General features: G+C 58.7%; 22 protein-coding genes and 1 tRNA gene. 3 read left to right on the top strand and 20 right to left on the bottom strand.

Annotated elements, in window-relative coordinates:
- Window positions 1-140 precede the first annotated feature (140 nt).
- A complete protein-coding gene (locus tag R6X40_RS08210; protein WP_318412539.1) occupies window positions 141-1403 on the top strand; it encodes a low temperature requirement protein A in 1263 nt (420 codons plus the stop codon).
- Between the two features lie 58 nt (window positions 1404-1461).
- Here R6X40_RS08210 and guaB read toward each other — a convergent pair whose 3' ends face one another.
- On the bottom strand, window positions 1462-2958 hold the full coding sequence (gene guaB / locus R6X40_RS08205; RefSeq protein ID WP_318412537.1) for an IMP dehydrogenase: 1497 nt from the start codon (window positions 2956-2958) through the stop codon (window positions 1462-1464).
- Window positions 2959-3152: 194 nt separating this feature from the next.
- The gene (locus R6X40_RS08200; protein WP_318412535.1) at window positions 3153-4145 is read right to left on the bottom strand and encodes an MBL fold metallo-hydrolase; all 993 of its coding nucleotides are present in this window, start codon (window positions 4143-4145) and stop codon (window positions 3153-3155) included.
- 188 nt (window positions 4146-4333) lie between these two features.
- Here R6X40_RS08200 and R6X40_RS08195 point away from each other — a divergent pair, with 188 nt between their 5' ends.
- Window positions 4334-5746 carry a DHA2 family efflux MFS transporter permease subunit gene (locus R6X40_RS08195; RefSeq protein WP_318412533.1) on the top strand — a complete coding sequence of 471 codons (1413 nt, stop codon included), beginning with the start codon at window positions 4334-4336 and terminating at the stop codon, window positions 5744-5746.
- A 12-nt stretch (window positions 5747-5758) separates the two neighbouring features.
- Here R6X40_RS08195 and R6X40_RS08190 read toward each other — a convergent pair whose 3' ends face one another.
- Genes R6X40_RS08190 through R6X40_RS08180 form a run of 3 tightly spaced genes read right to left on the bottom strand, consistent with a single transcriptional unit; the run spans window position 5759 to window position 8528 of the window.
- Entirely contained in the window at window positions 5759-6142 is a 384-nt protein-coding gene (locus tag R6X40_RS08190) for a VOC family protein (RefSeq protein WP_318412531.1), read from the bottom strand.
- Between the two features lie 2 nt (window positions 6143-6144).
- Window positions 6145-6924 (bottom strand): RlmE family RNA methyltransferase, encoded by a 780-nt coding sequence (locus R6X40_RS08185; RefSeq protein WP_318412530.1) that lies wholly within the window; start codon window positions 6922-6924, stop codon window positions 6145-6147.
- Window positions 6921-8528: a Ppx/GppA phosphatase family protein gene (locus R6X40_RS08180; protein WP_318412528.1), complete on the bottom strand. Its 1608-nt coding sequence runs from the start codon at window positions 8526-8528 to the stop codon at window positions 6921-6923. The genes R6X40_RS08185 and R6X40_RS08180 overlap by 4 nt, the downstream gene beginning before the upstream one ends.
- A gap of 262 nt (window positions 8529-8790) precedes the next feature.
- Between R6X40_RS08180 and R6X40_RS08175 the strand changes: the two genes are divergently transcribed.
- A tRNA-Gln gene (locus tag R6X40_RS08175) sits at window positions 8791-8864 on the top strand.
- Between the two features lie 149 nt (window positions 8865-9013).
- Here the strand turns inward: R6X40_RS08175 and R6X40_RS08170 are convergent.
- The 15 genes from R6X40_RS08170 to R6X40_RS08100 all read right to left on the bottom strand — a co-directional run bounded on the left by R6X40_RS08170 (window position 9014) and on the right by R6X40_RS08100 (window position 21526).
- On the bottom strand, window positions 9014-9934 hold the full coding sequence (locus tag R6X40_RS08170) for a DUF4157 domain-containing protein (RefSeq protein ID WP_318412527.1): 921 nt from the start codon (window positions 9932-9934) through the stop codon (window positions 9014-9016).
- A 364-nt stretch (window positions 9935-10298) separates the two neighbouring features.
- Entirely contained in the window at window positions 10299-10664 is a 366-nt protein-coding gene (locus R6X40_RS08165; protein WP_318412526.1) for a hypothetical protein, read from the bottom strand.
- Complete coding sequence (locus R6X40_RS08160) at window positions 10661-10888, bottom strand: hypothetical protein (protein WP_318412525.1); 228 nt, start codon at window positions 10886-10888, stop codon at window positions 10661-10663. Before R6X40_RS08160 ends, R6X40_RS08165 begins: the two co-directional genes overlap by 4 nt.
- A 268-nt stretch (window positions 10889-11156) precedes the next feature.
- Entirely contained in the window at window positions 11157-13358 is a 2202-nt protein-coding gene (locus R6X40_RS08155; RefSeq protein WP_318412523.1) for a phage tail tape measure protein, read from the bottom strand.
- A 10-nt stretch (window positions 13359-13368) separates the two neighbouring features.
- Window positions 13369-15018: a terminase large subunit gene (locus R6X40_RS08150; protein WP_318412521.1), complete on the bottom strand. Its 1650-nt coding sequence runs from the start codon at window positions 15016-15018 to the stop codon at window positions 13369-13371.
- Window positions 15015-15398, bottom strand: coding sequence for a P27 family phage terminase small subunit (locus R6X40_RS08145; protein WP_318412519.1), 384 nt, complete (start codon window positions 15396-15398; stop codon window positions 15015-15017). Before R6X40_RS08145 ends, R6X40_RS08150 begins: the two co-directional genes overlap by 4 nt.
- A complete protein-coding gene (locus R6X40_RS08140; protein WP_318412517.1) occupies window positions 15395-15709 on the bottom strand; it encodes a phage head closure protein in 315 nt (104 codons plus the stop codon). Before R6X40_RS08140 ends, R6X40_RS08145 begins: the two co-directional genes overlap by 4 nt.
- Window positions 15709-16128 carry a DUF3168 domain-containing protein gene (locus R6X40_RS08135; RefSeq protein WP_318412515.1) on the bottom strand — a complete coding sequence of 140 codons (420 nt, stop codon included), beginning with the start codon at window positions 16126-16128 and terminating at the stop codon, window positions 15709-15711. The genes R6X40_RS08140 and R6X40_RS08135 overlap by 1 nt, the downstream gene beginning before the upstream one ends.
- A complete protein-coding gene (locus R6X40_RS08130; RefSeq protein WP_318412514.1) occupies window positions 16125-16559 on the bottom strand; it encodes an HK97-gp10 family putative phage morphogenesis protein in 435 nt (144 codons plus the stop codon). Before R6X40_RS08130 ends, R6X40_RS08135 begins: the two co-directional genes overlap by 4 nt.
- Complete coding sequence (locus tag R6X40_RS08125) at window positions 16549-17364, bottom strand: head-tail connector protein (RefSeq protein WP_318412512.1); 816 nt, start codon at window positions 17362-17364, stop codon at window positions 16549-16551. Before R6X40_RS08125 ends, R6X40_RS08130 begins: the two co-directional genes overlap by 11 nt.
- The gene (locus R6X40_RS08120) at window positions 17361-17705 is read right to left on the bottom strand and encodes an HNH endonuclease signature motif containing protein (RefSeq protein ID WP_318412511.1); all 345 of its coding nucleotides are present in this window, start codon (window positions 17703-17705) and stop codon (window positions 17361-17363) included. Before R6X40_RS08120 ends, R6X40_RS08125 begins: the two co-directional genes overlap by 4 nt.
- A complete protein-coding gene (locus R6X40_RS08115; protein ID WP_318412509.1) occupies window positions 17702-18292 on the bottom strand; it encodes a hypothetical protein in 591 nt (196 codons plus the stop codon). The genes R6X40_RS08120 and R6X40_RS08115 overlap by 4 nt, the downstream gene beginning before the upstream one ends.
- Window positions 18293-18294: 2 nt before the next feature.
- The gene (locus R6X40_RS08110; RefSeq protein ID WP_318412508.1) at window positions 18295-19836 is read right to left on the bottom strand and encodes a phage major capsid protein; all 1542 of its coding nucleotides are present in this window, start codon (window positions 19834-19836) and stop codon (window positions 18295-18297) included.
- Window positions 19833-20291 carry a gene transfer agent family protein gene (locus R6X40_RS08105; protein ID WP_318412506.1) on the bottom strand — a complete coding sequence of 153 codons (459 nt, stop codon included), beginning with the start codon at window positions 20289-20291 and terminating at the stop codon, window positions 19833-19835. The genes R6X40_RS08110 and R6X40_RS08105 overlap by 4 nt, the downstream gene beginning before the upstream one ends.
- Complete coding sequence (locus tag R6X40_RS08100; protein WP_318412505.1) at window positions 20288-21526, bottom strand: phage portal protein; 1239 nt, start codon at window positions 21524-21526, stop codon at window positions 20288-20290. The genes R6X40_RS08105 and R6X40_RS08100 overlap by 4 nt, the downstream gene beginning before the upstream one ends.
- Between the last annotated feature and the right edge of the window lie 63 nt (window positions 21527-21589).

The raw sequence follows: 21589 nt of genomic DNA, 5'->3' as shown, positions 1-21589 counted from the left end.
ATTCGAACCTGACGTGATCTATAGCGGGCGAGCGGGAAATCCAGAACAGGTCTGGCGTCACAGCCGCCACGGTCCATGCTTGACAGCTGTTTTACGAATGAACGATGTTCCGTGAAGCAGCCTCAACGAGAAAGAACCGTATGTCCGAGCAACATGCCTCCGCCGCCCCGCTGCCCACCCATCATGCCGCCGCGATGCGCGGGCGTGATCCGCACGAACACCACCGGGTGGCGACGCCGCTCGAACTTCTGTTCGACCTGACCTTCGTCATCGCTTTTGGTGTTGCCGGGTCCCAGCTTGCTCATCTACTTGCCGAAGGTCATTACGCCGCCGGGCTGACGGGTTTTGGTTTTGCGATGTTCGCAGTGTGCTGGGCCTGGGTGAATTTCTCGTGGTTTGCCTCTGCCTTCGATACGGACGACTGGATCTATCGGCTGACCACGATGGTGCAGATGGTGGGCGTGCTGACCCTCGCACTCGGCTTACCGCAAATGTTCGAGTCCATCGACAAGGGTGTACATGTCGACAACGGCATCATGGTGCTCGGTTATGTCATCATGCGTGTAGCGATGATTTTTCAGTGGCTGCGCGCAGCACGGCAGACCCCGGATCGGCGCGCCGCCTGCCTCTCCTATGTGACGACGATCTCCATTGCCCAGATCGGCTGGATCGCGCTGATCTTCATCGACATGCCACTGCTGCCGACTTTTCTCTGCGTCGTCCTTTTAACACTCATCGAAATGCTCGGGCCAGTCGTGGCCGAACGCAAAGGCGGCGGCACCCCCTGGCATGCACATCATATTGCCGAGCGCTACGGGTTGCTGGCGATCATCACCCTCGGAGAAGGTGTCGTCGGAACGGTGGCGTCGATCTCCGCCATCGTCGGTGAGCAGGGATGGAGCCTTGACGCCATCCTCATCTGCGTTGCCGGCACCGGGCTGACCTTCGGCATGTGGTGGCTGTATTTCCTGTTGCCGTCCGGACAGGTCCTGCATCACTTCCGCAACCGCGCCTTTCTGTGGGGCTATGGTCACATGCTGATCTTCGCATCAATTGCGGCAACGGGTGCCGGCCTGCATGTCGCGGCCTACTATATCGAGCACAAGGCCCATATCGGCGCGGTTGCCGCCGTTCTGACAGTTGCCGTGCCAGTGTTTGCCTATGTCACGCTGATCTTCGCGCATTACGTCTACCTGCTGCGCAAGCTGGAGACCTTCTATCTCGCATTGATGATCGGCATGACGGCAGTGGTGGCCCTCTCCATCCTGTGCGCAGCGGCGGGTGTCGGCATGACAACCTGCCTCATCATCCTGATGTTCGCGCCGGTTGTTCCCGTGGTGGGTTACGAGCTGAAGGGGCACGCCTACGGGAGTGCGGCACTTCAAAGGGCGCTGGAAGCCTGAGACAAAAAAGCGGCGAAGACAACTCCGCCGCTTTCATATTCAGATTTTCCGTGATCGCTTACATTGCGCCCGGATAGTTCGGGCTTTCACGGGTAATCGTCACGTCATGGGCGTGGCTTTCGCGCAGACCCGCGCCGGAGATGCGCACGAAGGTGGCGCGCTCCTGGAAGTCCTTGATGGTCGCGCCGCCGACATATCCCATCGACGCCTTGAGGCCACCGGCCAGCTGATGCAGAACGCCGGAAACCGGGCCCTTGTACGGAACCTGGCCTTCAATGCCTTCCGGTACCAGCTTCAGCGTATCGCGCACTTCCGCCTGGAAGTAGCGGTCAGCCGAGCCGCGGGCCATGGCGCCGACGGAACCCATGCCACGATAGGCCTTGAACGAGCGGCCCTGATAGAGGAACACTTCGCCCGGGCTTTCGTCGGTACCGGCCAGCAGCGAGCCGATCATGCAGGCGGAAGCACCGGCTGCGATGGCCTTGGCCAGATCGCCCGAAAACTTGATGCCGCCATCGGCGATAACCGGGATATTGGCAGCCTGAGCTGCCTCGACCGCCGACATGATAGCGGCGAGCTGCGGCACGCCAACACCGGCGACGATACGGGTGGTGCAGATCGAGCCCGGACCGATACCGACCTTGACGGAATCAGCGCCTGCATCGATCAGCGCCTTGGTGCCACTGGCAGTGGCGACATTGCCGGCCATGACGCGAACGGAATTCGACATCGTCTTGACCTTGGTCACCGCATCAAGAACGCGCTGCGAATGGCCGTGTGCCGTATCGACGACGATCAGGTCAACGCCGGCATCGATGAGCCGCTCGGCCCGCTCGATACCGTCATCACCGACGCTGATAGCGGCAGCGGCACGCAGACGGCCCTGCGCATCCTTCGAGGCGTTCGGGTGGAGCTGCGACTTCTCGATGTCCTTGACGGTGATCAGACCGACGCAACGGCCATCACCGTCGATAACCAGCAGTTTTTCGATGCGATGCGAATGCAGGAGGCGCTTGGCTTCCTGCTGATCGACATTTTCCGTGACCGTGATCAGGTTGTCGCGGGTCATCAGTTCATAGATCTTCTGGCCCGGATCGGATGCAAACCGCACATCGCGATTGGTAACGATGCCGACCAAACGTCCAGGTACGCCGCCAGTGGCGTTCTCGACGACCGGGATGCCGGAGATCGAGTACATCTTCATCAAGGCGAGGGCGTCGGCCAGCGTCGCGTCAGGGCTGATGGTCACCGGGTTGACGACCATGCCGCTTTCGAACTTCTTGACCTGACGGACCTGCTCGGCCTGCTCGATCGGAGTGAGATTGCGGTGGATCACGCCGATACCGCCAGCCTGCGCCATGGCAATCGCCAGGCGGCCTTCTGTGACCGTGTCCATCGCGGACGAGAGGATCGGCAGGTTGAGATCGATATCCTGGGCGATGCGGGTGGCGATATTCGTCTGCCCCGGCATGACTTCGGAATGTCCGGGTTGCAGAAGTACGTCGTCGAAGGTCAAAGCCTCCAAACCGGTTGCAGTTTCGATGATGCGCGCCATGGCCAAATCCCTTCAGTAAAAGGTGTTCTCCCCGCACAATTGGACAACTGTGCGGCGGGAGACTCGCCGCGCTCAAGCGGGCGAGAGTTTCTTGGAAGTTGGCGAGGGCTGGTAACACGGATATGACGGGTTGGAAATAGCAAAAGCCCGGCAACAGTGCCGGGCCAGCCAAGATTCTTCTCGCAAGTGCGATATCAGATTTCGAACTGATAGGTTTCCGGCACGAATCGATAGCCCTGCTCGAACTTTTCGATGAAGCCGACAGCCGGGAATGGCATGTGGTACCCGACGAAGGGCAAGCGATCCGTGGCGACCATGTCGAAGACTTTCTTGCGCGTCGCAGCGGCCTTGGCCTTGTCCATATCGAACTTCACTTCCCAATCCGGCCGCTGCAACGACAGCACGAAGTGATTGGCGGTATCGGCTGTTAGCACCAGACCCTTGCCTTCCGATTCGATCTTGAAGACCATGTGGCCCGGCGAGTGGCCGAAAGCGGCCATGCCGGTGATACCCGGAACCACCTCGGCACCGTCACCGATAAAGGTCATCTTGTCGGCCAGCGGAACGACATTTTTCAGAACGCCCTTGTGTCCGCCCTCGGCCGGCGTGCCGACACGCGCCTCATCCTTCCAGAAATCAAACTCGGCCTGGCCTGCAACGTAGCGCGCATTCTTGAAAGCCGGCGCTCCGCCTTCCATCAGGCCGCCGATATGATCGCCGTGCATATGGGTGATAACCACGATGCTGACCTGATCCGGCGTGTAGCCCGCAGCCGCAATTCCTTCCAGCAGGTGTCCGGCACCGGCCGGACGGCCGCCCTCTCCCATGCCGGTGTCGAACAGGATGACCTCGGAGCCGGTATCGATCAGGGTCGGCGAGAAACCATTGGCGAACTTGTCTGTCGGCAGGAAGTTCGCCTTGAGCAGATCACCGACGGCTTCCGGCGTCTGGTTGATGCCGAAGGTTTCCTCCGGCTTTTCGCCGATACGGATGCCGTCGCTGATGACGGTGACGCCGAAATTGCCGATCTTGAAACTGCTGGTCCTGCCTGCCGGTATCTTCATCATGTCCGCTTTCGGTTCACTCTGCGCAAAAGCCACCCTGTTCATCACCAACGGTGCCGCCAGCGCACCAATGGCTGCAACTCCAAATAAGGCACGGCGGCTCACGGGAATAGACGTCGTCATGCTGTTCTCCATCTTTTTTGGGATTGGACGGCGGGTGCGTCCATCCGGCAAGGCAACATCTAGGGTCTTGACAGACGATGGCCGCTGAACTCACAGGGATGTGATTGCAAAGTGAGTGCGGCAAGGCGACATTTGCCGCAGAAGTCCTATGTTCCCGACGCTCTACCATACCGCGTAAGGCCATCAGCATGAACCGCATCGTCCCGATGATCCTCGCCGTCGCTCTGTTCATGGAGCAGATGGATTCAACCGTCATTGCCACATCGCTGCCGGCGATTGCTCATGATCTCGGCGTCGGGCCGATTACCCTGAAGCTGGCGCTGACCTCCTACATGGTCTCGCTGGCGATCTTCATTCCCTTGAGCGGATGGATGGCCGACCGGTTCGGGGCCAAGCGCATCTTTCGCGCGGCCATCCTTGTCTTCGTCTTCGGTTCGATCCTCTGCGCCGTGGCAGACAGCGTGCTTGCCTTCGTCGTCTCACGTTTCCTGCAGGGCATGGGCGGCGCGATGATGACGCCGGTGGCACGCCTTGTGCTGGTACGCTCGACGCAGCGCAGCGAGCTGGTTGGCGCCATGGCGCTGCTGACCATCCCTGCTCTCGTCGGGCCGCTCGCCGGGCCGCCGCTCGGCGGCTTCATCACCACCTATTTTTCCTGGCACTGGATCTTTCTGATCAACGTCCCGGTCGGCATTATCGGCTATATCCTGTCAGGCATCTACCTGCCGGAGATCAAGAGCGACGCGCCACCACCAATCGACATCAAGGGCTTTTTCCTCAGTGCCATCGCTGCTTCCGGCACGATGTTCGGGCTATCGGTGATGAGCCTGCCAGCGCTACCACCGCAGATCGGCGCCGCAGCCGTCATCATCGGCGTCATCTGCGGCTTCCTCTATGTCCGCCACGCACGGCGCCACCCGGCTCCACTGCTCGATCTCAACCTCTTCAAGGACAGCGCGTTTCGGGCAGCGGCGATTGGCGGCACGCTGTTTCGCATCTCGATCGGCGCCGTGCCCTTCCTGATGCCGCTGATGCTGCAGGTCGGATTTGGCCTGACGCCATTCCAGTCCGGCATGATCACCTTCGTCGGCGCCGTCGGGGCGCTCACCACGAAGTTTTTCGCCAAACGCGTGCTGATCTTTGCCGGGTTCCGCACGACGCTGATCCTTGCCTGCATCACCGGCACGATCCTGACGTTCGTCAACGGCCTTTTCACACCCGCAACGCCTTACGCGGTCATGATGTTCGTCCTGCTGCTCGCCGGTTTTGCCCGCTCGTTCTTCTTCACCAGCGTCAATGCACTGGCTTTCGCCGACATCCCGGATTCGCAAGCGAGCAAAGCCACATCGATGACTGCGGTGCTGCAGCAGATGAGCCTGGCGCTCGGCGTTGCCGTGGCCGGCGGCATTCTCGAAATCGAAACGACACTGACGGGATCGAAACTGGAACTGGCCGACTTCCAGCTCGCCTTCATGCTGATATCAGCGATCACCCTGACGGCGATCATACCGCTGATCCGCATGTCGAAAACGGCAGGCGCATCGGTGTCCGGCCACCGGATGCGGACGGATCCAGAAGCAGAAACGATCAGCGTCAAATAAGATGGGATTAGCCTATTCCGGCTTCTCGCAAACCGCCGACAGCTTGTTGCCGTCGGGATCGCGGACATAGGCCGCATAGAAATGCGCGTGAAACGGCCTGAGGCCAGGTGCGCCCTCGTCTAACCCGCCATGGGCCAGCGCCGCCTCATAAAAAGCATCAACCATGGCACGGCTTTCGGCTTCGAGCGCGACCATGGAGCCATTGCCGATCGTCGCGGCATTGCGGTCATAGGGGGTGACGACCCAGAGCCGGCAGCGCGTATCACTTTCAGCTCCATAGCCGATTTCGACATCATCCTGCTTGCGGCGCTTCAAACCAAGCGGCCCGAGCGCTGCATCGTAAAACAGCTGCGCCCGGCCCAAATCATTGGTGCCGATGGTCACGTAGAGAAGCATGCTCAATCGGCCTCGATTGCGTCCCGCTCATCCACCACTTCGCGCTCATCGATCTCTGTCTCGCTGTCATACAGCGAACGGGCACCGGGCTTGCGGCCCTTAAAACCCTTGGCGAGCAGGAACATCTCGACCGATTCGGCCCGCGATGCAGCCGGTTTCACATGGATGACCTGCTTGAAGTTCTGCTTCAGCAGCGTCAAAAGCTCGCGTTCCGCACCGCCTTGGAAGGTCTTGGCGAGAAAATGTCCACCCTCGCCGAGAACGTCGATGGCGAAGTAGGCCGCCACTTCGCAAAGATGCATGGTGCGGATATGGTCGGTCTGGCGATGGCCGGTCGTCGGTGCCGCCATATCGGACAGCACCAGATCCGGCGTACCGCCGAGCGCCGCCATCAGCTTTTCCGGCGCTGTTGGATCAAGAAAGTCCAGCTGCAGGATATGCACGCCGGCCAGCGGATCGAGCTCGAGAAAATCGATCGCCACGACCTTCGGATCGCTATCAGTAGAATTCGTCACCTTGGCGGCGATTTGCGACCAGCTGCCGGGGGCAGCGCCGAGATCGATGATGCGCTTGGCGCCCGAGAGGATCTTGTGTTTTTCGTCGATCTCCAGGAGCTTGAACGCCGCGCGGGCGCGATAGCCTTCGAGCTGCGCGCGCTGCACATAGGGATCGTTGATATGCCGCTCGATCCAGCGCCGCGACGACGCTTTCAGTTTGCCCTTCTTGACCTTCTGGCCAAGCTTGCGCCCGGTGCGGTTTCCGCCGATCGGGGGTTTTGTCATTGGGTGTTTCCTTCGTGGGAACCGTACTGCATGCCGCGCGGATACCGGCGGGCGCGTCCGCGCCGCCAGACACCGTCATCGGCCATCATGTCCGTCAAAAGCCCTTCGCGCAGGCCGCGATCGGCAACGCGCATGCGCTCCGATGGCCAGCGGCGGCGAATGGCTTCAAGAATGGCGCATCCGGCCAGAACCAGATCGGCGCGGTCAGGGCCGATGCAGGGATTGGCGGCGCGCGCGGTGAAATCCCAGGACAACAGCCGCGCCTGCATCGCCGAGACCTCGTCATCCGACAGCCAGAGCCCATCGACCTTGCGGCGATCGTAGCGTGGCAGGTCAAGATGGACGCCAGCCAGCGTCGTTACCGTGCCGGAGGTGCCGATCAGGTGAAAACCATTCTCATCGCCGGGATTTTCCAGCGTGTGGATCGCCGGGCAATCGAAATTGGCCAGCATGCCCTGAACCTCGACCACCATCGCCTCGAAACCTGCGGGCGAGACGTCCTGGCCGCCATGGCGCTCCGACAGCGTCACCACGCCGACCGGCAGCGATGTCCAATGGGTGATATGATTGGCAAGCCGGCTCGACCGGTTCTCGCCGATCTTGATGACGGCGATTTCCGAGGAGCCTCCGCCGATATCGAACAGCACAACCGATTTGGTCTCGCGTCCAACCAGCGACGAGCAGCCGGAGACGGCAAGCCGTGCCTCGGTCTCGCGATTGATGATCTCCAGTTCCAGGCCGGTTTCTGCCAGAACGCGTTCAAGAAAAGCCTCGCCGTTTTCGGCTGCACGGGCGGCCTCGGTCGCAATCAGCCGGGTCTTGCGGATGTCGCGCGTCTTCAGCTTGGCAGCGCAGACTTTCAAAGCCTCGATCGAGCGGTCCATTGCATCCTGCGACAGGCGGCCGGACGCACCGAGCCCCTCCCCCAACCGCACGATGCGCGAAAATGCGTCGACGACACGGAACTGGCCCGGGCGGGTCGGCTGCGCAATCAGCAGGCGGCAATTGTTGGTGCCGAGATCGAGCGCCGCATAGAGCGGCGAGCCCGAATCGGAGCCATGCGAAAACGAGTGGTTATTGCCGCGCCGCTCGTGACCATTTTGCCCGGAACCATTAACGCCGGACTGTGGCCGTTCCTCGCCCCGCGTGCTGGCGGCCACCGACGGCTGCGCCTGCGGCCGTATGGTATCGCCGGACGGACGCGGCTTTTCGCTGACCGCCAATGGGCGGCCCTGCAAGCTGCGGCGCTGTCGGCTCTTCTTGCTCCGTTTGCGGCTGGAATTATCGGCGCCCGGTACGGCGGCAGGTTTAGAACCAACGGCTTCCACGACCGCGCCAGAGGCAACGGACGGCTGTGTTTGGCCGGATTTGGAACGCCGCCTGCGTTTACGCTTGCGCACCGGTTCTCCGGTGGCATCTGTCACTTCGGGACGCCGTGTTTCTCCGTTACCAACGGAGGAACTGGCATTCGCAGAGGCTGCGCGGGACGGTTTTCCCCGCCTGCGCTTGCCTTTACCGGAACGAGGTACTGACTGCCCGTCGTTGCGGTCTGCTGCCGACGCCCCGGAAACGGACGGCTGTTCGCCGTTGTCGGGGTCTCTCACGTGTCTGTCCATTGCGCCGCGCGGAACGATAGCCGCTCGAGGCGCTCTCTTGATTTTCGTTGGGCCAACTTTATCAGCGCCGTCCCAATTCACCAAATTCTTTTTACACACTGTGCAGTACTGGCCCGACGCCATGTTTCATGGCCGCTTCAAGAGTTTTTGCCGGACGCTGTGGATTTTTTGCCAAAATCTATTGCATCCCCCGATCTTTTGTTTATAAGCCCGCCTCACCGGCTGGGCACAAACATCGCCTACGCAGTTTTGGGGAATAGGTTAACGGTAGACCCACGGACTCTGACTCCGTTAGTCCTGGTTCGAATCCAGGTTCCCCAGCCATCTCTCGATGCATGAATATAATCAGTCACTTACAGGAAATTCAATTTCCTGATGTGTGCGATTCTAGGTGACTAAAATAGGTTCTATGAACATCGAACCCAGATCAAAAGTGATTCCCGGAAGATAGATCTTTTTAAATCGGGTAATTTCTAAGGCTGCGTCTCAGCGGCTGCCGCCAAATCCGTCTGCTTTTTTGCCATTTCCTCTATAAATTTCAGACTCGTCATTAGCTTTTCCGCTCTAGCATCCGCATCGGACTCTATTTTTTTATAATCCGTTAAATACCGAGAGGCAAAGCCCGCTATCTTCCACTCATTATATTGCTCGACGTGCGCAAATTCGTGCGCCCAGAAACGGATTGCCTCGACGGGAGGCTGTTGCTGGAAGACAATTATATTTCCAACAGTAACCGCATGATTGCCGTTCACAGCGCTGCCAATCGTCGTTTGCAGTGAGTTTGTGATGGCCGCGATATTTGGCTCGAGAGAACTCGTTGCGAACCGAGCACCGCTCACAATTTTCGGGTCAAACTCAATAACCAGCAGCTTCTTTATATCGTCGGGAATGGGCTCTGAATGACTATCGTAATAGTCGTATGCCTGCTGTAGAGCTACTTCTAGGGGCATGTTCACCACTTCGCGAAGTGCCTGTTCGATTGTTTTTTCACCAGTTACTACGTCTGCAACCTTGTTCGTTACAACATAAGTGCTAGCGAGTGCTAGAGTTTCTCCAAGCTTTGCAGTTTGATAGACACTTGCTGCGTCGTCACCTAAAGTCTGACGGACGATTTCTACGGTGTTGGCGTTCACAGTTTGTGTAGCCTCAATTACTGTATTCAAAGCTTCACGCTTGTTGTTCACTGCAGCATCCAGCGCTTCATCTGCAGTTTTACCTTCTGCAAGGTTTTTCAAGATTATCATTTCAGGCGGTATTGCGAGCTCTATTATTTTTCCCGGATTCTTGACAGCTTCATCAGCTTTACTTCCCAATAATTGCTTAACAACACTCTGTCCCATTGCGGGAGTAGTTATAGCTGCGCAAATTCCAAATGTTATAAGAAATTTCTTCATGACAATTCTCCGCTATGAAACAGGACTGGCAGAAATCTCAAAAAGGTAACTCCGACTTGGATTACCATTAACACGTGCGCTAAATATTTCACAGGTCCCTTTTTTATTGTCTCCTAATATGCTCCGTTGGCGCGTCCTCAATTGCGAGACAGTTGCCGGTCTTCTGCCCACTTTTCCACCACTTGAACCAAGACGTGTGTTACGGTATTTGAATGGAGCCATGGAGCACGACGCTCCACCTGCCGCTTTACTGCTTAGCTAAGGAATGGAACCCGCACGCTTGCCAGCTCGTGCGGTCACAACGCAAAGCCCGCCGAGATGATCGGCGGGCTTTATCGTTTCGGTGGGCGAGTCAGTGCGAGTGCTATTCCTCGTCAGGCACGCGAAGGCCGTTGACCGTCACCTCGCTCGAAAAGCTAAAATTGATCTTCGTGCCGGGGATTTCTTCAAGGGTCTTGGCTGTCTGGGTTGCGGTATAAAGCTTGTCCAGCACCTCGTCTGGAACCTGGGCGAAAGCGCTTGGATCCAGTTTGCGGGCTGTCGCCAACCGCTGTTGCGCATCGCTGATGATACCACGCGCAACAGCCCGAAACGCCTTTAGCTCCCCATCATGCTTGCGACGGGTCTGTTCAACAAGCCGTTGAATTTCCGGTGAAACACGATATTTCGCCCGAAGGTGTTCAACGATCTCTTCGCCGGTGCGCTTTCGCTTAGGTTGATCCGTCATCATGCGGCCTCCGTTACCGATTCCTTGTAGGCGACGAAGCCCTTTCTGACATGCTTGAGATTGTGAAGAAGCCCGCGAAGCTCTTCCATGAGAAAGTCGAGCTCTTCGATCGGTTCAGGATCGGCGTTGATGATGCTGTTGACCACACCCTTCAACATCACATCGATATCAAAGCACTCATGGCCGGTGAGATACAGGGTGTAAACCCTCGGCAAATTCAGCTTCAAGGATGCTGTATTTCGTTTTGCGACCTATGCCGGGTGATGGCTGAATAGTCGGGGCGAACGTGGGAAGGGCCATTAGCGGCCCCTTCCTGCGCTGAGCATGTTGCCCGGTCGCATCTGCACACGGAGCTCGTCCGCGATAACGCCGCGCATGGTTGCCTCCATTTCTCGGGAAACCTGCTTAGCAAGATCCTGATTTTGCTCAGGCGAACCCGACGAACCATTTACTGTGACGGGCGCGCTGATAGAAATCGTCTGCACTGAAGGCGCGTTACCGTTCGGCGGCCTTCAGGTCAGGGCGACGGATGGCGGGCGCATTGCCAGCGTAACCGCCGGTATCAAAAGAGCCGCGAAGGGCTCCACGGTGCATCGCCTCAAGGTTGCCGACGCCAATCCGAGCCGTCGCGGCCTTGCTCATGACGTATTCGCCACGATGCACGACGCCAGCCGGTTCAAGCTTGCCGCCGTCGCCGGTATAACCACCCCTGTCATAAAGTCCGACTGGCGCAGGCGGGAACGCTCCCCCACCAAGGCCAAACAATTTACCGAAGATACCGCCGCCCATGCCGCCGAAAAGGCCCGAAAGCGGCCCTTTGCCGAGAAGCGCCGCCTGCAACGTTGCATCGACAAGGCTGTTTAGCAGCCCGCGAAGCGCGCCCTGAAGGGTTTGCGTGCCGGTGAGAAGGCCGGACAGGGAAGACGTGAAGCTTTCCGCGAAATACTCTTGCGCGTTCCTCAAGCCTTCTGCGCTATCTGCCGCCTCTTGGGTTTTTCCTTTGATGCCTTCCGTCATCGTAATCTTTTCGCGCATCTTGGCGATTTCGGTGTCGGATAGGGTGATGCCGTTGCGCTTGGCTTCTGCCTGCGCCTGATAAAGCTGAAGCTCGACACGCTGCTGATTTGCCGACATGCCGGAAATCGACTGCTCGAAGCGAGCAAGGTCCAAGCCTTCCTGCACGGTGCGGTTCAAGCTCTTGCGGGCTTCGTCCTGCTGTTTGGCGAGGTCAATGGCCTGCTGCTGGCCCGTCGTCGGTGCGAGCGGCTGCGCTGCCATCGGCGTGTTTGCGTAGGTGTTGCGGATAGTTGCGTCATCGACGTTGCGAAGGCCGGTCCACTCTTTCCGAAGCTCATCCGGATTGTTACCACGACGCAGAGCAAGGGCGCGGCCAAGTTCGTCCTGGGTGTTCTCATCATAGAGGCGATCACCGGACAAGCCGAGTTCCTTCATCAGCCCTTCAAGGGTCGCGCCGGTAATCTGGTAGCGGCCAGTCGTGGCAAGCGTGTCCAGTTCGGCCTTCAGTTCCGGCACAAGGTTCTTCAGCTCGACAAGGGCGCTCTTGAAGTTTGCGGTGCTGGCGACGTTCTTCTCGAAACCGCTGTCGAGGCGGGTCGTCATGTCGGACAGTTCCTTAAGCGACTGCTTGAATTCGTCGCTGCCGCCTGTCGCCTCATGGATTTGTTCGTCCAAAGCCTTCAGCGTGGCCTCGAGGGTGCGCAGTTCGCTTTCCTGCAGGACGTTGAACGGTTCGGCCTTCACATTGGAAATCTGGTCAACAATGCTCTGGCGTTGCGCTTGAAGGCGCTTAAGCTGCGCTTCCGAAGATGACAGGCGGGCGACGTTGCCCTTTGCCTCATCGTATCCCGGCAGGAAGTCGCCGCGAAGCGCGCCGATGATCTTCCCGGCAACGCCAACGCCTTCGATAGCGGCCTGCTTGGCGTAGACCGTGAAGTTTCGCCACATGGTCGAGAATTCGGCGTCGATCTTTTTCGCGGCCTCGATCTGTTCGGTCGTGAACAGCGCTGCCTCGCTGCGCATTTTCTGGATCTCGGTGACGGACATGCCGAGAACCTTAGCCATCTGCTCCGCTCCGGTTCCCCCAAAAACCTCGTCGAGGATGCGGGTCTGTGCTGCACTGTCGAGCTTCTGAAGCTTGCCGATGATTTCATCAATGAAGCGGCTAGGGTCTTTCAACTTCTGCGCAACGTCGGTTGCGGAATAGCCGAGCCGGGTGAAAGCTTCCTGCGCACTGCCCTTGCCGGTCTTGGCGAACTCATCGCCGCGAATGTTCAATTCCTTCAGGGCGTCGGTCACGCCATCGATCGACATGCCGGTGCCGACTGCGACCTGGGTCCATTGCTGCCAAACCTTCGACGTTACGCCAGCCTTGCGGGCCTCACGGTCCACTTCGGCAATCGAGGACGCCATTTCCTTTACCGCCATGACGGTGCCGCCCACGGCAGCGGTGACAGCACCACCGCGCAACAGCGGTGCAAACATACCTTCAAGCTTCCCGGCGATGGAAGTCGAGGCACTGCCAAGCGTCTTTTCCATGTTCTGGGCCGACTGCCGGGCGCGGCCTTCCATCTTCTTAAAATTGTCGTTTGTCGACATGCGCGCGCGGGTCATGTCCTTTTCATACTTCGTCATGCGGGCTTCAAGGCTGACGATAAGGCGCTGTTCGTTGGTATCCATTCTCTAATTCCTATGCTGCGATTTCCGCCTCTTCCCACAGGCGATCCATGCGGGCTGCGTATTCATCGGGGTCCAGTTCATGCATTGAGGGCTGGTTGTCGTTCGCCGCGGCGCGCGATACAGCCATAGCCGCGGCGTCAGCTCCGTCCTTGCGGTCGGTCTTCTTTCCCTTGATAGCTTTGACGCGCCCATCGTCTGTGCGCACGGCAACGACGCTATCGAAATGATGGCGAAGGATTGGATGACCGCCGTGCGTCAGCTTGCGCCCGTTCACGACACGCTCAAGGGTGCCGTAGGCGACACCCATATTGAGAGGGGTCTGGCGAAACTCTACGGCGGGCATTCCTTCGTCATGAAGGTGCTGCATCATATGCTTGGCAAGATGCGGATCGAACGCGATCTCGCGCACATCGAACCGCGCACAAATTTCCTTGATCTGGGCTTCTACTTCATCGGGCTCGATGATCGGGCCGTCGATAGCGGTTATCTTTTTATCATCGCGCCACTTTTCATATGGAACGCTGTCGCGAATGGCGCGCGTGCGCAAATCCTCGCCGGGAACAAAAAACCAAGGGTGCACGGAAACCTTGCCGTCAGGGTGACGCCACGCGCCGACAATCGCCGTGAGGTCGCCGTTGACGGACAGGTCAACGCCGAGATAGCAGGGCAACTCCTCAAGATCGGCAAGGTCGAAATGCGGATTAAAGCTGGCGTCATAGGTCTTCATGTTAAAGAGCGGCGCGGTCGAATGCGCCTGCCAAACATTGAGGTTGTATTGTTTGAACTCGAACAGTTCCTGCGGCCTGTCGCGCGCATCGGCAGCGAGGTCGCGGAATTCTTCGATGGAAACAAAGCCGTCTCTTAGACCGGGGTTCGCTTTGTGCCATGTCGCCTCATCTTCCCAGTCATCGCCGGGGTCGGCCATAAACAGGATCGGCAGATAGGACGGCTTCAACTTCTCGCCGCGCGCGACCTTGCAAGCTTCGTGATATTCATCAAAGAGCAAGTTTTCCTGCCCCGCGCCGGCTGTCGTGCAAATGACGGTCAACGGTCGCTTTTTCACACGCGACGACTTCAGGGCTGACCAAAGCTTTCGGCCCTGCCACTCATGCAATTCGTCCATAAGGATGAAAGTCGGCGATAAACCGTGAGCCTTGCCGCCGTCCGACGAAAGCACGCGAAGCGTCGTATTCTTCTCTTGGCATTCGATCAATTTTTTGCCGGTTTTCGCACCATAAATTCGCGTGCGGGCTTCGATACGCGGATCGGCCTTGATAATCTCACTGGCTTCTTCAAAACCGATTTGCGCCTGATCACTATCCTTCGCGGCGAAAATCACCTGTCCCTTCGACGCCCTGGGGGCTTCAGGGCCGATGGTGTGCAAAAGTGCCAGCGCTGCGGCGAGCGTCGTCTTACGGTTCCCGCGCGGCAGGAAAAGCAGGACCGTCTTCACGATCATGCTGCCGTCCGGGTTGCGAGGGCCGTATATGCGGCGGATAATGCGTTCCTGCCAGTTCGTGAGCTGAAAAGCCTTTTTCTGAGCAGTGCTAGCCGGGTGTTTTAGGGCGCGAAGGAAACGCACGGCTCTGTCGCCGTAGCCGAACGGGTCATCAATCGGGCTGTTATCGAAAACCCACGCCGGATAGGTGCTGGCCTTCATTCCATATCCATCGCGTTAGGTTCGTCATCAATTGGCGCTGCGCTGCCGACGCGGGCGCGCGATACCGGCGAGAGGCCATATTCGGCGGCAAGCTGGCGACTGGTCTGTGTCGCCCGGTTGAACATGCCGAACGTGACCTTATCCAAGGGGTCGATGCTCAAGGCCTCGCCATAGGTGCGAGCAAGGCCGCGCGTGGTGCAAAGTTCCGCGATGCCGCTTAGATCGGACTTGGTTGCAATCCCTCGCTCGATAAGGCCGGGCATGATCAGCTTCCATTCCGCACGCGCATACGGCGAAAGGTGCTTCGGCGGTGCCGGTGCCTTCGTCAGTGCATTGCTGTCGCGGGAAACGGGCGGCTTTACGCCGCGTAGGTGCGTCATGAAGTGGCGACCGCCCTAAGCTCAAGGCCGCGACGCCTGCCAATTTCTTTAGTTTCCTTCAAATCATAGGCCGCGCCGTTGTAGGAAACGCGGTCGGCGGTCGTGATGCCTGGCACAAATCGGACACGAAAAATCACGGTGCTGTTCTCTGCCTCGCCGAAGCCGCACAGGAATTCATTCGACGACTGCTGCACGACTTCGGCCCGGACCGTGGCAACGGCTGTCCAAACGGAAACCGGCATCCGGTTTTCGTTCAAGGTCTGGGTCTGCCGTTCAATGGTGATGGTGCGATCAAGTTTCCCAGCGCGCATTAGACGGACCACCGAACGACGGTTTCGACGGTCATGACGCCGTGCGTGTATGAGGTCGCCGGATCGGGGTCACGCATCCAACGGACAGATGGCAGGCTGAATTCGTCAATCGAGAAGCCGGACACGGCCGGGGCATCCTTCAGGGCGTTCATAATTGCGAAGCCGATAGCCTTTGCGGTGTCTGCGCCATCTTCGACGGCCCAAATATGCAAGTCTACGAACACGCGGGCCACATACTGCGAGCTGGACGCATTGCCGAGAAAGATCGTCTGCCCACCGCTCGCGATGATGCAAGGCAGGTCGTCGGGGCGCATAGAGCCGCCGCGAATGTTGATAGGTTCGACAAGTGCGGTCACTGCCGGGTTCACGGCGAGCGCGTTGCCGATAGCGACTTGAAGGGCAAGTGTCGGTTCAATCATGTCTTATTATTCCATTCATCGCGCACCGCCTTGCGGCCTGCGCGGGCGATTTGGTTCAAAAGCTGCTGGCGTCGAAGCCGAAAGGCAGGCCAGAAGAACGGCTGTGCTTCAGTGTCGGCGGTGCCGTATTCGACAAGGTGCGGATATCGAACGGCCTCATTGCCAGCGGTAACAATCACTTCGGCCTCACCCGCAACACGCGCGCCGCCCGGCTGCGAAAAGGACGGCGTGCTTTCGCCGGGTGCGGTGACTTCGATGCTGTTCATGAGCGCGCCGGTATCGCGTGACGACTGTGCAAATAGCTGCATGGTGTCGGCGAGGTCGTGGCCTGCCTTCGCAAGCGCCGGACGGATAGCCGCACGCGGGGCCATTCGAACCCGGTCGAAGGCTGCAAGGGTCGATGCAAGGCCGTTATCGTTCTTATTCGCCATCGCCGAACCAGTCCTTCCGGTAGGAATTGGCGATATTGGTCACGCCAAGTGGCGCAAACTGCATGGAAATGCCCGCTGCGATGGCTTCCCGCTGCTCATAATAATAGGCGGTGAGCAACAGCACGGCGCGCTTCAGGTCTGCCGGAACGGGATCGAGTTCCGCAAGCGGTTGCCCGATGAAATTGCCAAGCCACGTTTCGGCAGCTTCGATGTAGAAGGAAATGAGCTCATCGTCGGTCGCATCGAAGATGTTCATGTGTAATTTTGCGAGCGAGAGCGTGACGCTGCTCATGAGTTTTCGGCCTTTCCAGAAAAAGTTATATTCGGGGTCGTTTGCACGGTCCTCCCCCCGCCGGTCCCTTTGGACGCTGGCAAATTGGAGACCACCCCCCCGGTTATCGTTGATGGCCTTACGCTGTCGGCTTGGCTCGGAAAGGGTGCGGGTTGCGTTCCATCCAGCCCGGAGCCGTGCATTGATGGCGCCAATTTTGATGCCGGTCGCCTTTGCCCAATCGGCGATCGAAAGTGTCTTGTCGTCGTAGGTGAGGACAGTTCTGTATCTACGGGTCACACTGCCTTTGGCGCGCTCTTGCCCTTTGATGGTCCTATCTTCCTGCGTTCGGCTGTAGATCGGCAAGCGTTGTCCGATGTGTGCCACGAGCATTGGCGTTGTGATCGCGTCGGCTTGGCTCATGCCACGCTTGAGGCGGGCGATGATGATGGATGGCGTAAGACCGTAATCGAGCGCCCATTCGATAATGGGCTGTTCGATACCGTCATGCTTAAGCATTGTCTTCGGTGTCATTGGTTGCGTTCCTGCCGTTGCTTGATTGAGTTGTGGCAAGGGGCGCATAGCGGTTGCCAGTTGGTGCGGCTCCAAAAGAGGTTGCGGTCGCCACGGTGCGCAAGAATGTGATCCACGACAGAGGCAGGCTTGCCGCAACCGGGCATGGCGCAATACGGGTGCATGGTGAGGTATTCGGTGCGGGCTTTACGCCACTCATGGTTATAGCCGCGCTCGCGGGCTGAAGGTCGGCGGGCGTCATGGCGGGCGTTACGCTTGCGGGCGCTGGTGCGCTGGCAAATACAAAGCTCGCCATGCGGCACCTTCTCGCCACAACTACAGATGCGGGGCGGGTTGCTCATCGGCCAGCCCTCTTGATACTTCCTCTAAGGGCTTCAAGTGTGCTGCGGTCGAGATCGGGGTCGGTTAGTTTCACTGGCTTGTCTTCGTCGCTTTGGGCTTCGCCGCTGCCACGGCTGAGATTCAACATGGAAATGTAACCAATGAAGGCTTCATTGATTTCGGTAGGGGTTGCAGCCCATGCTTCGGCGGGCGTCCAGCCGAGCGCGCCGGTCGCGGTGCGGTAAAGCTCACGGTAGAATTCCGGCCACGGCACAGGCGTGCAGGTTGTGCGCTTGGCGTTCGGTTCCGCTGCCGGAATGAAGGCACGGCAGAGATCGGCGACGGGTGCCGCAACAACGCTGTGGATGAGGGAAAGCGGCTCTCCTGAAATGCACAACAGGAAAGCCGCTGCATCCCGCCGCGCTTGGGAAGCGGCAAGGATGATTTCGCGGATGGTCGTGAGGTTGAACTCATCGACGTGCCGAAAGAGGGTTTCGAAGCCATACCTGGCTTCAAGGTAGGAAACGGCCCGCAATGACGGGCGCAAGGTCACGGTTTTGCCACCGTGCTCAAGCGTGAATTCGTCGTATGCGAGCCGGAGGGTCATGATTATGCGGTCGCCATCTTCAGCTTGCGGAAGACTTCCGGGCGAACGACGCCAGCGCCGACGCGGCGACGAGCATGGAAGCGGACAAGCCCTTCCGTTGCCAGAAGATACGGGTTCGGGCGAACAGCCAGTTCGATACGGTCATAGATGCGATAACCGGCCTTGAAGTCACCGAAGATGATCGGGAAGGCGTTTGCGGCGATGTCCGGCATGTTGAGCAATTCGACAACCGGGCGGCCAAGGATGGTTTCGGGCTGGCCTGCAACGAAAGCGGGCTGCCAGAGATAGTTGCCCTGTCCGTCCTTCAGCTTGCGCACGGCTGCAAGCGTGGTGCCGTTCATGGCCCACGTGCCGCGATTGCGGTAGATCGCCGGCAGCGAATACATGAGCGAGATAAAGGCGTCGGCGGAAAGGTTCGTCGCATGGCCGTTCAAGCCGGACGTGATACCAGCTTCAGCCATGAAGCCCTTCGGTTCGGCGGCAGCGCTGCCGTTGACGAAAGCAAGCCCTTCCTTGGCAGCGAAGTCTTCAGCCAATGCAAGCCGAACTTCAGCCTCCACGTCAGCGGAGGCATCTTCGATCAGCCAATTGCCGATATCGACGTGCGTGGTTGCTTCCTTGATGGAAATTTCCATCTGGTCAAAGGTCGGTTCGGATGCTTCCGAGACGACGGCCTCGCCCTTCCACTTGGCGTTCGTGACGGTGAGGCGCTTCGGCAGCATGACCGTGTGCGAGCCGGTCGTGCGAACATCGGCGATGCTGCGGACAGGCGAGAACTCGACAAGGTTGCGGATGAACTCGCCGGACGTTTCTTCCGGTGCGAGGATATGGCTCGGAGCATCACCGGCAACGGTCAACGCCTTGCGGACTTCGCCGGAATTATCGATGGTGCCGCGAAGGAAGTCCGAGAACGCCTTGCGGACGCCGTTGTCGTTCTGGCCTTCAGGGTGATTGCTATTAGCCGCAAGCGGGCGATTAGCCTTGGCTTCCAGCTTATCCACGCGGGCCTTAATGACCTTCAGTTCTTCAGGGGAAGCAACCGGGTCAACATTGACTGCCGGTGTGTTCTCAAGTTCGTTCTCCATAGGGTTTTCCTCATTAATGGATTTGACGATGGTGACGCGAGCGCCGGAATTGACCGGACGCTTGCAAAGCGAGATTTCGTTGATGGTGAGCTTCGTGATGTTGCGGCCACCGGTCGGTAGCTGCTCAAAGCTGATGATAGGGCCGTGTATCGACAGGCCGGACAGGGCGGACTTGCGGAGAAGACGGTGCGCCTCTTGCGCCGGGCCGCTGGCCTCAAGGAACAGACGGCCCGTCACTTCAAGGCCCGCATCCGTTTCCTTGTAGGACTTCCAGACGCCGACGATCTTGCGCCCGTCGTGTTCGATGAACATCGGAACGTCGGTGACAAATTCGAAAGCGCCCTTCTGGATAACATCGCCCTCGCTGTCCGGCGCGCCGAACGGCCAAGCGATACCGGTGACGGTGCCCGCCTCATCGCTGGTAATGGATGCCTTCGCGATAATGTCGTGGTTCTTCATTCGGCCACCTGCACAAGCGCGTCGTTGATGGCTGCGGTCATGTCGCCGGTTTCAGCGGCGTGTCGCAATTCGTCCTGGGGAGGCCCAAATTCAACAAGTGGGCCGTAAGCCGGAGCTTCACCGGGACTCGTCCAAACAACACGCTCGGTATCATCCGGCTTGCCGTTCCAACGTGCGTCCAGAATGTCGAAGGCAAGCGGAAAGATTTCCATGACCGGGCGCGGCTTGGCGTAGAGATCGACAAGCGTCTGCGCTTCTGCCGGGGAAGTCCCGCCACCGATAAGGCCGGTGCGGATAAGTTCGATCATGTCGTTGAAATGGAAATCCTGCCGCATGAAGCGGCCATAGAGCGCGGCAATTCCAACGCCGGTCTTCCGATCCAATTCGAGAATCATTTCTGGCGTGAGGGCGAAGGTCTTTTTGCCGTCACCAAAATAGGCGGTGTGATGGATCATTCAGCATCCTTCGGCGGCTTGCGATCTGCCGGGCCGGTTGTGGTTGTCGTGGTGTAAGGATTGGCGAGTTCGTCGCCGCCCGGCAGTGCGGGCAGGTTCATTGCGCCGCGAACTTCGTTCGGGGTCATGGCGCGCATGGCGACAAGCTTGCCGAAGATTTCGGCGCGGGCTACGGCGTCGGCACGCTGCAGGTCATCAATGACGAATTCAAAATAGAGGGTGTCGCGTTCCTCGTCGGTGAGAAGCACGGTCGCATAAGCGTCCTGCCACTTGTCGAGCCAAGGGCGAAGGCAAAGCTGAAGAAAGCTTGCGGCCATCTGTTCGGCGTTCGACCATGTGGAACGGTCAAGCTGATAGAGCATATGCGGGGGAACGCCGAAGATGCGCGCAATCTCGTTGATCTGCTCTAGGCGATTTTCAAGGAACTGCGCGTCGGTGCTGGCAAGGGCCATCTGCTGATAACGGAAGCCGTTCGGCACGATAAGCGGGCGGTTCTGCTTTCCACCGCTGAAGGCTGCCCGGTAGTCCCGCAAAATGTTTGCAATGGTCTTTGTGCCGTTGTCGGTGTCGGGAACAGCGTTTTCGGTCCAGAACATGCCGCTAGGTCGCGCGCCGTCGCTGAAGAGATTGGACGTATGTTTTTCGAGGGTGAGGCCGATGCCGATAGCTTCGCGGCCAAGCTTTACCGGCGAGACGCCAGCGAATGCCGGGATAAAGAGAACGTCACGATAGGAGAGCCGGACTTGTCCGCGTTCTGTGGATACCAGATAGAAGGGTTCGCCATCGTCCTCGCAACGGCGCTCCACCTTCGACGGATCCAGACGGTGAAGCTCAAGGGGGCGGTCGTCAGAAGCGCGGGCAACCTGCGCATATCCAGCGCCATGAAGCAGCGCGTCGACGGTGAGGTCAATGCGAAGCTGCCCGGCGCTAGTCCAGTCGTTCGCACGGCTATGGGTGATCTTGTGGCCGCTATGATCCTTGGCAGCTTCCTTGCTGTCGCCGGTTTCCCGATAGAGCTTGCAGGGAAGTGATCCGATAGTTTCGGATATCAGCCGGACGGCCTGAAGAACTGCCGGGACGCGCATTGCGCTTGTTCCAGTAACAACGACGCCGGAAGCAGTAGGGAAAGCGCCAAATAGTTCTGCAATGCCGTTATCGGTTAGGGAAAGCGCCTTCTGTTCTGTCGGAAAGCCGATGGCCTTCTTTACACTGGAAATGGCAGAGGCGAGATTCATTGATAGTTCCCAAATTGATCTGGAAACTATTGTCTCATGGCAGGAATCGCTTGTGAATCCTTA

Source organism: Rhizobium sp. PL01 (genome assembly GCF_033447125.1).
In the GTDB taxonomy this organism is placed as follows: domain Bacteria; phylum Pseudomonadota; class Alphaproteobacteria; order Rhizobiales; family Rhizobiaceae; genus Pararhizobium.
The sequence above is the reverse complement of the archived record's forward strand: the minus strand, read 5'-3'. Positions and strand labels throughout refer to the sequence as shown.